Origin of the sequence: Sulfurivermis fontis (assembly GCF_004001245.1) — a bacterium.
GTDB classification, from domain to species: domain Bacteria; phylum Pseudomonadota; class Gammaproteobacteria; order Thiohalomonadales; family Thiohalomonadaceae; genus Sulfurivermis; species Sulfurivermis fontis.
Genome location: NZ_AP018724.1, coordinates 1,513,656 through 1,527,581 on the forward strand (window position 1 = coordinate 1,513,656; position 13,926 = coordinate 1,527,581).

At 62.3% G+C, this 13,926-nt stretch carries 10 protein-coding genes; 5 read left to right on the forward strand and 5 right to left on the reverse strand.

The genetic code is table 11. From position 1 onward, the window contains the following. Positions 1 to 101: 101 nt before the first annotated feature. Both EP379_RS07785 and cysM read right to left on the reverse strand, forming a co-directional pair. Complete coding sequence (locus tag EP379_RS07785) at positions 102 to 872, reverse strand: 3'-5' exonuclease (protein WP_127477268.1); 771 nt, start codon at positions 870 to 872, stop codon at positions 102 to 104. A gap of 119 nt (positions 873 to 991) precedes the next feature. Next, complete coding sequence (gene cysM, locus EP379_RS07790; RefSeq protein WP_127477269.1) at positions 992 to 1,882, reverse strand: cysteine synthase CysM; 891 nt, start codon at positions 1,880 to 1,882, stop codon at positions 992 to 994. A 277-nt stretch (positions 1,883 to 2,159) separates the two neighbouring features. On the opposite strand from cysM, the gene EP379_RS07795 reads away from it, so the two are divergent. Next, on the forward strand, positions 2,160 to 2,495 hold the full coding sequence (locus tag EP379_RS07795) for an Hpt domain-containing protein (RefSeq protein WP_172600418.1): 336 nt from the start codon (positions 2,160 to 2,162) through the stop codon (positions 2,493 to 2,495). Between the two features lie 73 nt (positions 2,496 to 2,568). Here EP379_RS07795 and EP379_RS07800 read toward each other — a convergent pair whose 3' ends face one another. After that, on the reverse strand, positions 2,569 to 3,618 hold the full coding sequence (locus EP379_RS07800; protein WP_127477271.1) for a class I fructose-bisphosphate aldolase: 1,050 nt from the start codon (positions 3,616 to 3,618) through the stop codon (positions 2,569 to 2,571). Positions 3,619 to 3,747: 129 nt separating this feature from the next. Between EP379_RS07800 and EP379_RS07805 the strand changes: the two genes are divergently transcribed. Beyond that, entirely contained in the window at positions 3,748 to 4,530 is a 783-nt protein-coding gene (locus tag EP379_RS07805) for a L,D-transpeptidase (protein WP_127477272.1), read from the forward strand. A 69-nt stretch (positions 4,531 to 4,599) separates the two neighbouring features. Then, positions 4,600 to 5,835: an HD-GYP domain-containing protein gene (locus tag EP379_RS07810; RefSeq protein WP_127477273.1), complete on the forward strand. Its 1,236-nt coding sequence runs from the start codon at positions 4,600 to 4,602 to the stop codon at positions 5,833 to 5,835. 99 nt (positions 5,836 to 5,934) lie between these two features. On the opposite strand, the gene EP379_RS07815 is transcribed toward EP379_RS07810, so the two are convergent. Together EP379_RS07815 and EP379_RS07820 are read right to left on the reverse strand one after the other, a co-directional pair. Next, positions 5,935 to 6,696 carry a class I SAM-dependent methyltransferase gene (locus EP379_RS07815; RefSeq protein WP_127477274.1) on the reverse strand — a complete coding sequence of 254 codons (762 nt, stop codon included), beginning with the start codon at positions 6,694 to 6,696 and terminating at the stop codon, positions 5,935 to 5,937. Positions 6,697 to 6,707: 11 nt separating this feature from the next. Beyond that, the gene (locus EP379_RS07820; RefSeq protein WP_127477275.1) at positions 6,708 to 7,697 is read right to left on the reverse strand and encodes a LysR family transcriptional regulator; all 990 of its coding nucleotides are present in this window, start codon (positions 7,695 to 7,697) and stop codon (positions 6,708 to 6,710) included. Between the two features lie 206 nt (positions 7,698 to 7,903). Between EP379_RS07820 and EP379_RS07825 the strand changes: the two genes are divergently transcribed. Continuing rightward, complete coding sequence (locus EP379_RS07825; RefSeq protein WP_127477276.1) at positions 7,904 to 8,740, forward strand: RnfABCDGE type electron transport complex subunit B; 837 nt, start codon at positions 7,904 to 7,906, stop codon at positions 8,738 to 8,740. Between the two features lie 115 nt (positions 8,741 to 8,855). Continuing rightward, complete coding sequence (locus EP379_RS07830; protein WP_127477277.1) at positions 8,856 to 13,784, forward strand: 2-oxoacid:acceptor oxidoreductase family protein; 4,929 nt, start codon at positions 8,856 to 8,858, stop codon at positions 13,782 to 13,784. Positions 13,785 to 13,926: the final 142 nt, after the last annotated feature.

The window sequence follows — 13,926 nt, forward strand, 5'->3', positions numbered from 1 at the left end:
CCACGGCAGAAGAAAACGGAAAAAACCAATCTGGCGCGGAGCCACAGAATATTCGAATCGATATCTCTGCGTCTCTGCGGCAGGGGGTGGAAGTTCTTATGTCAGCCTTTCCAGTTGGCGAGGAATTCGCTGAAGTGCGGCTTGTTCTCCTTGGCCAGATACTCGCGCACGCGCTGGCATTCGGCCTCATATTCGCCCGCCGTGAGGCGGCCGCGCATCAGCTCGAAGCGCAGGTAGACCAGGAAGGTGTTGAGCACATCGGTTTCGCAGTAGTTGCGGATGCCGGCGAGGTCGCCGGCCTGGAACGCATCCCACACCTTGTCGCCGCTCATGCCCATCTTGCCGGGAAAACCGAGCATGGTGGCGACTTCGTCCAGCGGCGCGTTGGCGCGCGCCTGGTAGCCGGCCAGCACGTCCATCACGTCGGTATGGCGATAGTGGTAGCGGTTGATGTAGTTGTTCCAGCGGAAACTCTGGTCCTCGTCACCGGTTTCCCAGTAGCGCGGCGCTTGAATCCCGTGCAGCAGGGCACGGTAATGCAGCACCGGCAGGTCGAAGCCGCTGCCATTCCACGATACCAGGGTCGGCGTGAAGCGATCGATGCCGTCGAAGAATCGCTGCACGATCTCCTTTTCATCGGCCACCTCCTCGCCCAGTGACCACACCTTGAGGTCGTCGCGCGCGCGCAGCACCACCGAAATGGCGACGATGCGTTGCAGGTGCAGACGCAGAAAATCGCTGCCGGTTTCCTGGCGGCGCTTGTGGAACATCACGTTGGCCACATCGTGATCATCCAGCCCGTCCAGGCCGTACAGACGCCGGCCGCTGGCCACATCGGGTACCGTCTCGATATCGAACACCAGTACGTTCATAACACCTCAGAATCAAAAGCTTTCAACGCAAAGACGCAAAGATCGCCAAGACCGCAACGATATGCATGGCATTCGTTCACTATCAACTCTTTTGCGCCCTTTGCGTTTAACGCCTTTTTTCACGCCGGGAACACGCCGGTGGACAGGTAGCGGTCGCCGCGGTCGCAGATGATGCCGACGATGACGGCATTCTCCACTTCCTGCGACAACTGCAACATGGCGGCGACGGCACCGCCGGAAGAGACGCCGGCAAAGATGCCTTCTCGCGCCGCGAGGGCGCGGGTGGTCTCCTCCGCCTCCTGCTGACCGATGTCGATGGTGCGATCGACGCGGGAGGCCTCGAAGATGGTGGGCAGGTATTCCGGTGTCCAGCGCCGGATGCCCGGGATGCTGGCGCCTTCCGCCGGCTGCACGCCGACGATCTGAATGGCGGGGTTCTGCTCCTTCAGATAACGCGAGGTGCCCATGATGGTGCCGGTGGTGCCCATGGCGCTGACGAAATGGGTCACCTTGCCGTGGGTGTCGCGCCAGATCTCCGGGCCGGTGCCTTCATAGTGGGCCTGCGGATTGTCCGGGTTAGCGAACTGGTTCAGCACGATGCCCTTGCCTTCGCGTTCCATCTGGTCGGCCAGATCGCGGGCACCCTCCATGCTCGCCTCCTTGGACACCAGCACCAGTTCGGCGCCGTAGGCGGCCATGGCGGCACGCCGTTCCAGGCTCATGTTCTCCGGCATGATCAGTACCATGCGGTAGCCCTTGATGGCAGCGGCCATGGCCAGGGCGATGCCGGTGTTGCCACTGGTGGCCTCGATGATGGTATCGCCGGGCTTGATCCGGCCGCGCGCCTCGGCGCGCTGGATCATGGACAGGGCCGGCCGGTCTTTCACCGAGCCGGCCGGATTGTTGCCCTCCAGCTTCACCAGCAGGGTGTTGGAGGTGTTGCCGGGCAGGCGTTGCAGGCGCACCAGCGGGGTGTTGCCGACGAAGGATTCGAGGGTCGGAAAGTCCATATTTTGACTAATCCTGTGCCAGGGGATTGATTTACCGCGGATTATAAATCAATCCTTGCCAGCACCGGTGATTTCATTACACTTGAACTAAGGAAGGTCTGAATAAGTCCATCCTGGACTTTTCAGACCACGCCAATCGAAAAGCGTGATTTTCGATTGGCTTCATTTTCCAACGACTTATCGTCGTTGGAAAATGGCGGCACATCCCTGTGCCGCGGAAGCTCTGAACTTATTCAGAGCTTCCCTAAAGGATCATCCTAGGGAAAGGAGGAAAGGCATGAACGCCATAATGAAGGTAATCGACCAGGACCTGGCCCTGCAACGCGCCGGCGGCAACGCCCAACTGGCGGCCGAACTCTTCGGCATGTTGTTGCAGGAACTCCCCCAGCAGCGCAGCGCCATCCAGGCGGCCCTGGCCGCGGGTGATTACCCGGCGCTGCAGCATCTCGTCCACAAGCTCAACGGCTCGGCCACCTATTGCGGTGTCCCCGCCCTCAAGGCGGCCGCCGACAGCCTGGAGTCCCGCCTCAAGCGCGGCGAAACCGCGCAGGCCGCCGCAGGCGTCGCCTGCATCGTGGAAGAAATCGATCGGGTGATGCGCCAGGGCGCCTGATCAGGCACGTCCCCTACCGTCGACTTCACGAGAGCCCGGCGAGCCGGGCTCTCGCGTTTCGGGCCCAGAATGCTCAGGCAATATCGATTTCCTTCGCCAGATAAACGTCCTGAATGGCGTTGAGCAACGCCACTCCCTCCTGCATCGGTTTCTGGAAGGCCTTGCGGCCGGAGATCAGGCCCATGCCGCCGGCGCGCTTGTTGATCACTGCCGTGCGAATCGCCTGATGCAGATCGTCCTTGCCCGAGGGGCCGCCGGAATTGATCATCCCCACCCGCCCCATATAGCAGTTGGCCACCTGATAGCGCACCAGGTCGATGGGGTGATCGGTGGTCAGCGTGTCGTAGACGCGGGGATGGGTCTTGCCGAACTTGAGGGCGTTGTAACCGCCGTTGTTCACCGCCTGCTTCTGCTTGACGATGTCGGCGTTGATGGTCACCGCCAGATGGTTGCCCTGGCCGGTGAGGTCGGCGCTTTCGTGATAGTCGGTATCGCCCACCTTGAAGGCGCTGTTGCGCAGATAGGCCCACAGCACCGTCACCATCCCTAGTTCATGGGCCAGGGCAAAGGCCTCGCTGATCTCCATTACCTGGCGACGCGACTCGGGCGAACCGAAATAGATGGTCGCCCCCACCGCCACCGCGCCCAGATCGAAGGCCTGCTGCACCGAGGCGAACAGCGTCTGGTCGTGCATGGCGGGATAGGTCAGCATTTCGTTGTGATTGATCTTCACCAGAAACGGAATCTTGTGGGCATATTTGCGCGCCACGGAACCCAGCACACCCAGAGTGGAGGCCACCGCATTGCAGCCTCCCTCGATGGCGAGGCGCGGGATGTTGTCGGGGTCGAAAAACATGGGGTTCGGCGCGAAAGAGGCGCCGGCCGAGTGCTCCACACCCTGGTCCACCGGCAGGATGGACAGATAGCCGGTGCCGCCCAGGCGGCCGGTATTGAACAGCAGTTGCATGTTGCGCAGTACCGCCGGCGGCCGGTCCTTCAGCGCCATCACGCGATCCACATAATCCGGCCCCGGCAGCTGCAACATTTCCTTTCTGATGCCTTGGCATTGGTGCCCCAGCAGATAGTCGGCCTCGCTGCCCAATTGCGCGATTACATCGGTCATTGCTTCATCTCCTTGCGCGGTTGAATGGCAATCTGCATAAGCATAGGTGCCGCCGTCGAGTTTGCCTGTGGCTTGACCTCGATCCCCGGTTCGTTAAACTGTCGAACGAATCAGAAAATGCAATAAAGCATGTCAGATATCCGAACCCTACTCATCACGCTGCTGCTCGTTACCGCCCTGCCCGCCCATGCCGGCCAGAGCGCGGCGGCCGAACCCGCCGCCGCCAAGACCTGGCGCCTGGCCACCATCTCCGCCATCCGCGACACCCCCGATGGCCGTATCAACGGCATCTGGAATGCCGGCACCCTATTCACCGCCCGCCAGGAGGGCGAGGACTGGCTGCGCATCAGCGGCCACTTCCCCGACAACACCTGGGCTCCTCTCGACCAACCGCTGTGGGTCTCGCGCCACTACGCCAACGAGGTCGTACCGCGAACCGAACCACCCCGGCGCAGCGCTCCGGAGCGCTATATCGTGGTGAACAAGAACAGTTTCCTGCTACAGATATTCGAGCGGAAAAGCACAGGTGACGAGGTGATCTACCAAACCAAGGTGGCCCTCGGCATGGACCGCTGCATGCCCAGGGAACAGGGCGGCCGTTGCTATTACACCGAGCCGGGCGAATATGCCGTGCGCTGGAAGGTGCATGACCCGGAGGGCATCGAGTGGTGCATACCCAAGTACATGGAAGGGGAATACGCCGAGGACATTGCCAACGGCCAACGTTGCTTCCGCGGCGCCATCGGCACCCATGCCCTCAACATCGGCAAGAGCTACGCCATCCATGGCACCAGCCGGCCCGATCTCATCGGGCGCCGTGTCTCCCGCGGCTGCGTGCGTGCGGCCAATGCCGACATGCGCAAGATATACAACCTGATGCAGGTGGGCGACAAGGTGATCATTACCCAATAGCCCTTGCTCCACTCCGCCGGAGGCGGCACCATTTAGCCATCGTGCCCCAGAGAATTCCTTACAGGTCATATGACCGACGCCATTAAGAAGGTTGCTGTCCGGCAACTGCGCCCCGGCATGTACATCCACGACCTCAATTGCGGCTGGATGGAGCATCCCTTTCTAACCAACAGTTTCAAGATCAAGGATCTCGAGACCATCCAGCGCATCAGCGCGATGGGCATTCAGGAGGTCTACATCGATACCGGCAAGGGCGATGATGTCAGTGCGGCCATGACGCGGGAAGAGGTGCTGGCCGATCTGCAACGGCGCCTGCAGCGCGTCAGTGCCGAACCTTCCACTGGCGAGGCACCGCAGACCTCCGTGCGCGAGGAGCGTATCAATGCGGAGCGGGTCGAGCGCGAGGCCTCACGCCTGGTCACCAGCATCATGCAGGACGTGCGCCTCGGCAAACAGATCGAAGTGGAACGGGTGACGCATGTGGTTGACGGCATGGTCTCCTCCATCTTCCGCAACCCCCACGCCCTGATGAGCCTGGGGCGCATCCGCCAGATGGACAAGTACACCTTCGAACATTCGGTGAGCGTCGGGGTACTGATGTTGGCTTTCGCCAAGGAACTGGGGCTGGATCGGGACGTGATCCATGAGATTGGTATCGGCGCCCTGCTGCATGACATCGGCAAGATCAAGACACCGGACCACATCCTCAACAAGCCGGGCAAATTGACCGCAGAGGAGTTCACCATCATGCGCCAGCATGTGGTGTTCAGCCGCGAGGTGCTGGAACAGACCGCCGGCATCAGTCCCACATCCCTTGCCGTCGCCGCCCAGCATCACGAACGCTACGACGGCACTGGTTATCCGCTCAAGCTGAAGGGTGACGAAATCAGCCCCTACGGCCAGATGGCGGCCATCGTCGATGTCTACGACGCCATTTCGGCCGACCGCTGCTACCGCAAGGGCGAGGAACCCACCATCGTGCTGCGCAAACTGCTGGAGTGGAGCAAGTTCCATTTCAACGAACGTCTGGTCCACCAGTTCATCCGCTGCGTCGGCATCTATCCGGTGGGCACCCTGGTACGGCTGGAGAGCGGTCGACTGGCCATCGTGCTGGAACCGGGCGAGAAGGGACCGCTTTATCCCACCGTCCGCGTGGTCTACGACACCAACAAGCGCCAGTTCATCACCCCGCGCGACATCGACCTGTCCAACCCCACCCCCCGCAGCGGCGACGATCGCATCGTCAATTGTGAATCGGCGGAGAAGTACGGCATCAAGATACCGGTTTTCATGGACTCGCATTGAATCGGCATCATCCGTAGGCGAAGCGTATTCGCGCGCTGCGCCTGACGAAACCGGTCGTGAATACGACATGCCTACATCCGGGATTGAATATGCGCGCCCCTAACCCGCCAGCGCCTTGATTACATACACATCGAAACGGTGATTCTTGGTGCTGATGCTCATGGTCGGTGCGCGCCCCGCCATCGGTTCGGCATAATCCGGCCGCTTCACCACCACGCGCTGGCGCGCGCAGGCCAGGGCCGCCGGCAGCAAGGCATCGGCATCCGCATCCTCTCCCACCACCGCGCGGAACAGGCGCATCTCCTTTTTCACCAACGCCGATTTGCGCCGGTGCGGATACATCGGATCGAGATACACCACATCGGGGCGTGCCGTTTCGTCCAGCAGTTGCATGAGCTGTACCGCATTGCCGCACAACAACTGCATACGCGAGGCGATCGGCGCGACCTCGGCATCCCGTAGCGCACGCGCCAGCCCGTCCTCCAGCAGGGCCGCCACCACCGGCGCACGTTCGATGAGCGTCACCGTGCAGCCCAGGCTGGCCAATACAAAGGCATCACGCCCCAGGCCGGCCGTGGCATCCAGCACGCTCGGCGTTGCCCCCTTCTTCAGTCCCACCGCCCTGGCAATCTCCTGACCGCGGCCGCCGCCGAAACGGCGCCGGTGACCCACGGCACCGCCGACGAAATCCACGTACACCGGGCCTTCACTGGGCAGGGCGCGCAGCTCCAGGTGTTCGGTGGTCAGCACCAGCCGCGGCGTCTCGCCCGGCTCCCCTGCGCCGAGGGGAACCCCCCAGCGCGCGGCCAGTTCGGCGGCGCGCGGCCGCAGCGTGGCATCGGCGCAGTACAGAGCCAGCATCGGGCAGGCGACTAGAGGATATCCGCGGGCATCGACGGGCGATTGGGATCCGGCGGTTCGTCGCCCATCACACCGTGCTCGGTGCCGTCGCTGACGAAGACCTGAGCCAGGATGTCGATGAAGCGCTTCGCCTGAGGCGACAGGAAGCGTCCCTTGCGCTGCACGATGCCGTAGGTGCGGCGCGGGAAATATTGATTGAGCGGGATCTGCGCCAGGCGTTCCTCGCCGGTGAGGCAGACATCGGTGACGATGGAAATACCCAATCCCAGCTCGACATATTTCTTGATCACCTCCCAGCCACCGGCCTCCAGCGCCACGTTGTAGGTCAGATTGTGCTGTTGGAACACCAGGTCGACGATGCGCCAGGTGGAGAGGTGGCGCGGCGGCAGGATCAGGCCGTAGGGACTGATGTCGGCCAGGCGCAGGTTTTCCTTCTTTGCCAGCGGATGGTCGAGGGCGGTGATCAGCGTCGGGTTGTAGGTCACCACCGGACGGTAGCTGATGTCATCCGGCACCTCCAACATGGAACCGACGGCGAAGTCCGCCTCATCGGCGCGCAGCATGGCCAGGCCGTCGCGGCCGGTGACGTTGTGCAGCTTGAGGCGGATGTGCGGATAGGCCTCGGCGAACAACTTCATCGGCTCCGGCAGGATGTAGAGGATGGTCGATTCCCCGGCGGCGATGTTCAGCTCGCCCGACTCCAGCACCCCGAACTGCTCGGCGAAGGTCTCGTGCAGCTTGTCGATACCCTCCACCAGCGGCTCCGCCAGCTTGTACAGCGTCTCCCCCTCGGGCGTCAGCTTGATCTGCGGCCCGCGCCGCTCGAACAGGGTGATGCCGAACTCCCGTTCCAGCGCCTGGATCTGCAGCGACACCGAGGGCTGGCTCAGGAACAGCGACTCCGCCGCCAGGGTGATGCTGCCGGTGCGGGCGGTGTGGCAGAAGGCGCGCAACTGCTTGAGGCGGTTCTGTTTGTAATAGAGATTGGGCAGCGACGTCATGGCCGGACCTCATCATTAACTATTTCAATATTGAGCATTGAAATAATTGCCGCGTCAAATACATGAAACAATTTTAGACTTTGTACGCATAAAGGTAATACGGTTATTACTTGACAGCTTTTCTAAGGATTTCGTCGCAGTATTGACTGGCTTAGGGGCTAAGTGCGTTGAACCCAATTTTACACATCGCAGCAGCCGGTGGCTTCATGGCGGCACTGGGGGTAGCCCTGGCCGTCCTGCTCGCCATCGCCAGCCGCCGCCTCTATGTGTATGAGGACCCGCGCATCGACGAGGTCGAGGAGATGCTGCCCCACTCCAACTGTGGCGCCTGTGGTACCCCCGGCTGCCGTCCCTTCGCCGAGTTGCTGATCAAGGGCGAGGTGGAACCCGGCCAGTGCACCGTGAATTCCGCCGAGGCCAACCAGGAGATCGCCGACTACCTGGGCGTAGACGTGGGCAACATCGAAAAACAGGTGGCGCGCCTGGCCTGTGCCGGCGGCGTCCACGTCGCCCGCACCCGCGCCCGCTATGCAGGCATGAAGTCCTGCCGGGCCGCCAGCCTGGTGTCCGGCGGCGGCAAGGGCTGCACCTGGGGCTGCCTGGGATTGGGCGACTGCGAGGTGGTGTGCGACTTCGACGCCATCAGCATGAACCGCTACAGCCTGCCGGTGGTGGACGCCGCCAAGTGCACCGCCTGCGGTGACTGCGTCGATGTCTGCCCCAAGGACCTGTTCTCCCTGCAGCCGGTGAGCCGCCGCCTGTGGGTGGCCTGTCAGAACAGGCAACCGGGCGACGAGGCCGAACTGGAGTGCGAGGTGGCCTGCACCGCCTGCGCCCGCTGCGCCGCCGACGCGCCGGAAGGTCTGATCACCATACAGAACGAGCTGGCCGTCATCGATTACAGCAAGAACGCCCTCGCCTCGCGCATCGCCATCGAGCGCTGTCCGACCGGGGCCATCGTCTGGCTGGACGACAAGACCGGACCGCAGCGCGGCCGGGACGCAAAGAAAGTGGTGCGCCAGGAAGCGCTGCCGATCGGATAAGGCAAAGAATGCAAGGCTATCCGCAAATGAACGCGAAACACGCAAATGAATCTTTTGCAAAACACTATGCGCATTCTTTTGCGGACTGATTACAGATTCAGTGAGGGTGACTGAGATGTTCGGAAAGAAAGAGACCAAGACCTTCAAGTATCCGGGTGTACGCATGGCCATGGACGGCAACACCGCCGTCATCATGTGCGAGCGCGAATCCTCGGATGCAGCCGGTGCCTATCCGATCACCCCGTCCACCCAGATGGGCGAGTACTGGGCCGAGGAAGTGGCCAACGGCCATATCAACGTCTCCGACCGCACGCTGATTTTCATCGAGCCCGAATCCGAACACGCCGCGGCGGCCGTCACCGCCGGCATGGCCATGACCGGCCTGCGCGCCACCAACTTCTCCTCGGCGCAGGGCGTGGCCTTCATGCACGAATCCCTCTACGCCGCCGCCGGCAAACGCCTGCCCTACGTGCTGAACGTCGGCTGCCGTGCCATCACCAAGGCCTCGCTCAACGTCCACTGCGGCCACGACGACTATCACTGCATCGACGACACCGGTTTCTTCCAAATCTTCGCCAAGAACGCCCAGGGCGCCGCCGACCTGAACCTGATTGGCCGCAAGATCGCCGAACTGGCACTGACACCGGCCGTGGTGGCGCAGGACGGCTTCCTCACCACCCACCTCATCGAGCCGCTCAACGTGCCCGAGCGCGAGTTGATCGAGGAGTTCCTCGGCCGCCCCGATGACATGATCGAGTGTCCCACGCCGGCGCAGAAGATGATCTACGGCGAGAAACGCCGCCGCGTACCGATGATCTGGGACGTGGACGCGCCGCTGGTCTCCGGTACCGTGCAGAACCAGGACGCCTACATGCAGACCGTGGCGGCGCAGCGACCCTACTTCTACGCCCACATCCCGCAGATCGCCGATCAGGTGATGGACGAGTATTACGAACTGACCGGCCGCCGCTACCACCGCATCGGCACCTATAAAGCCGAAGATGCCGACTATGTCATCATCGGCATGGGCTCGATGATCGTGCAGGCCGAGGCCGTGGCCGACTATCTGCGCGAGACACGCAAGCTGAAGGTCGGTGTCATCGACGCCACCATGTTCCGCCCCTTCCCCGGCGACCTGATGGGCAAGGCCCTCAAGGGCAAGAAGGGCGTGGTGGTGCTGGAGCGCACCGACCAGCCGCTGGCCGAGGACCTGCCGCTGATGCGCGAAGTGCGTGCTTCCATCAACAAGTGCCTGGAAAACGGCATGGTGGCCAAAGGCGAGGCACTGCCCTACCCCAGTTATGACAGCTACCAGCAGGGCGACGCCCCGCGCCTGTACTCCGGCGCCTATGGCCTCGGCTCGCGCGACCTGCAGCCCGAGGGCCTCATCGGCGCCATCGAGAACATGCTGCCGAACGGCAAGAAGCAGAAGTTCTTCTACCTCGGCATCGATTTCGTGCGCGACGAGGCGGCCACGCCCAAGCAGGAAATCCACATGCAGCAGCTGCTGGAGTCCTATCCGCAGGTGAGGGACCTGGCCGTGCACGGTTCGGAGAATCCGAATCTGATGCCGGAAGGATCCATCACCGTGCGCATGCACTCCGTCGGCGGCTGGGGCGCCATCACCACCGGCAAGAACCTGGCGATGACCCTGTACGAACTGCTGGGCTACGAGATCAAGTCCAATCCCAAGTACGGTTCCGAGAAGAAGGGCCAGCCCACCACCTATTACCTGGCGGCCGCCCCCACCCCGATTCGCATCAACTGCGAATTCAACTTCGTCGACGTGGTGCTGTCGCCGGACCCCAACGTGTTCGGCCACTCCAATCCGTTGTTCGGTCTGAAGAAGGGCGGCGTGCTGATCATCCAGTCCTCCTTCGAGGACCCGGATCAGCTGTGGGCCACCATTCCGCGCCGCCACCAGCAGTTCATCGTCGACAACGACATCCGCGTGTTCTACGTCGACGGCTTCAAGATCGCCCGTGAAGAGGCCACCAACCCCGAGCTGCAGCTGCGCATGCAGGGCAACGCCTTCCAGGGCGCCTTCTTCGCCGCCTCGCCGCTGATGGAAATGGCCGGCCTGGACGAGGCCAGGTTGTTCAAGACCATCGAGGATCAGCTGATGGCCAAGTTCGGTGCCAAGGGCAAGCGCGTGGTGGAAGACAACATCCGCGTGGTGCGCCGCGGCTTCGACGAGGTGCACGAGATCAAGAACAAGAAAGTCGGCGTCACCTTGCAGGAACTGCGCACGGCCGAGTCCGCCCTGCCGATCATGCTCAAGCACATGCCTGAGGGTAAGGGCGAGCTGCACGACATCCACCGCTTCTGGGAGCAGACCGGTTACTTCTACGCCACCGGCCGCGGCGCCGACAATCTGGCCGATCCCTACATGGGTGTATCGCTGATGCCCGCCGCCAGCGGTGTGTTCCGCGACATGACCAACATCCGCTTCGAGTATCCGAAGTGGGTGCCGGAAAACTGCACCGCCTGCGGCAACTGCTATACCGTCTGCCCGGACTCCTCCATCCCGGGACTGGTGAATTCCATCAGCGAGGTATTCGCCACCGCCATTCACCGCATCGAGAGCAAGGGTGTGCTGACGGTGCACCTGCGTCGTGAGACACGCAAGGTGGAGAAGAAGCTGCGCGACCTGCTCAACGCCACCGGTGAGACCGCCAAGGTGCGTAACCTGCTGGATCAGGCGATCCTGGAAACCGTGGCCGAGTCGGAGCTGGAAGGTGATGCGCGCGCCAAGCTGGAACAGGAATTTGCCCAGCTGATGGATGCCATGGGCAGTTTCGACTTCGCCGTCACCAAGCCCTACTGGATCAACCGCGAGAAGAAGGAGAAAGGCAGCGGCGGCCTGTTCTCCATCACCATCAATCCGGACACCTGCAAGGGCTGCATGGAATGCGTCGAGGTGTGCGAGGACGCGGCCCTGGTCAGAACCAAGCAGACCGACGAGGCGGTGAAGCGCCTGCGCAGCGACTGGGCCTTCTGGCTCGACCTGCCCACCACCAACCCGGACTACATCCGCATCGATGATCTGAATGAAAAGATCGGCGCGCTGGATACCCTGCTGCTCGACAAGCGCAACTACGGCGCCATGGTGTGCGGCGACGGTTCCTGCCTGGGTTGCGGTGAAAAGACCGCCATTCATCTATTCACCGCCACCGTCACCGCACTGATGCAGCCGCGCGTGAAGAAGCAGATCGCCAGGCTGGACGATCTGATCCAGAAACTGGAGCAGCATATCCGCCTGAAGCTGGCCGCCGGCGTGGACCTGTCCGACAGCGGCACCATCAAGCAGGTGGTGGATCGCGTCAACGGCACCGACCTGACCCTGTCCAACCTGTCGGCCAATCTCGATGCCGGCCACGAGAAGACGGTCATCGACAAGCAGTGGCTGAAGTGGGCCACCAACCTGCTCGATCGCCTGCGTGACCTGAAGTGGCGCTACGAAGCCGGCCCCACCGGCCGCGGCCGCGCCGAAATGGGCATCGTCAACTCCACCGGCTGTACTTCGGTATGGGGTTCCACCTTCCCGTTCAATCCCTATCCGTTCCCCTGGACCTCCAATCTGTTCCAGGACAGCCCGTCCATGGCCATGGGCCTGTTCGAGGGTCATATGGTCAAGATGGCCGATGGTTTCAAGGCTATCCGCATGGCCGAGCTGGAACTGGAGGGCAAGTACAATCCGGAGGTGCACCAGCCCTTCTTCCGCCAGTTCAACTGGAAGGACTTCAGTGAGGAAGAATGGCTGCTGTGTCCGCCGGTGGTCGCCGTCGGCGGCGACGGCGCCATGTACGACATCGGCTTCCAGAACCTGTCGCGCGCCCTGGCCTCCGAGCTGCCGATCAAGGTGATGGTGGTGGACACCCAGGTGTACTCCAACACCGGTGGCCAGGCCTGCACCTCCGGCTTCGTCAGCCAGGTGGCCGACATGTCGCCCTATGGCAAGAACTGGAAGGGCAAGAACGAAATCCGCAAGGAGGTCGGCCTGATCGGCGTGGCTCACCGCGGTGCGTATATCCTGCAGGGCTCCACCAGCAACGTGACCCATCTGCTGGAAGGCTATATCGACGGACTCAACAGCCGCCGCCCGGCCATGTTCAACATCTACACCACTTGCCAGCCGGAACATGGTGTGGGTGACGATGCCTCCGATCGCCAGGGCAAGCTGGCAGTGGAATCGCGCGCCTATCCGCTCTTCCGCTACGACCCCGATCGGGGCACCACCTTCCCCGAGTGCTTCGACCTGGAGGGCAATCCCGCGCTGGACAGCGACTGGCCGATGTACACCCTCGACTACGTGGATGAAAACGGCAGGAAGGACACGCTGGAAGTGCCGATGACCTTCGCCGACTTCGCCGTGACCGAAGGACGTTTCCGCAAGCACTTCAAGAAGGCCCCGCGCGAGACCTGGAGCGACGACATGGTGCCGTTCCACGAATTCCTCGAACTGAACGAGGCCGATCGTGAAGGCAAGTTTCCGTTCATCTGGGCGGTGGACGCCAAGAACCGTCTCACCCGCGTACTCTGCTCGCAGGAGATCGTACTGGCCGCCGAGGAACGCCGCGACTTCTGGCGTCAGCTGAAGTCCATCGCCGGACTCGACCGTCAGGTGGACGTGGACGCTATCGTGCAGCAGACCAAGGCAGAGATGGCACAGAAGCTGTCTTCCACCCTGCTTTCGCTAGCCGCTTCCGGCGACATGGCCGCGTTCGCCGGCGGGGGCACGGTTTCCGCCAACGGCAATGGCAATGGTGCCGGCCATGCTGCGGCTCCCGGCGACTACGAGCCGGTGTGGATCGAAACGCCGGAATGTACGGCCTGCGACGAGTGCATAAATATCAACCCGAAGATCTTTGCCTACAACGATGATAAGAAGGCCATCATCGTCGATGCCAAGGCCGGGCCGTTCAAGGACATCGTCAAGGCAGCGGAGAAGTGCACGGCGGGATGCATACACCCGGGTACACCGTTCAATCCCAACGAGCCGGGCCTGGACAAGTTGATCCAGCGCGCCGCCAAGTACCAATGATGTCGTAGGCGCCGGGGCATCTCGGCGAACAGGCGGCCCAGCCGCAAATCGAGGAGTATTGCAGCAACGGGTGTGCGAAACGCATCCGGCGGAAAAACCGCAAACAACAGTTTCTTTCGGTGCTCCCTCCGAGAAGTTGCCT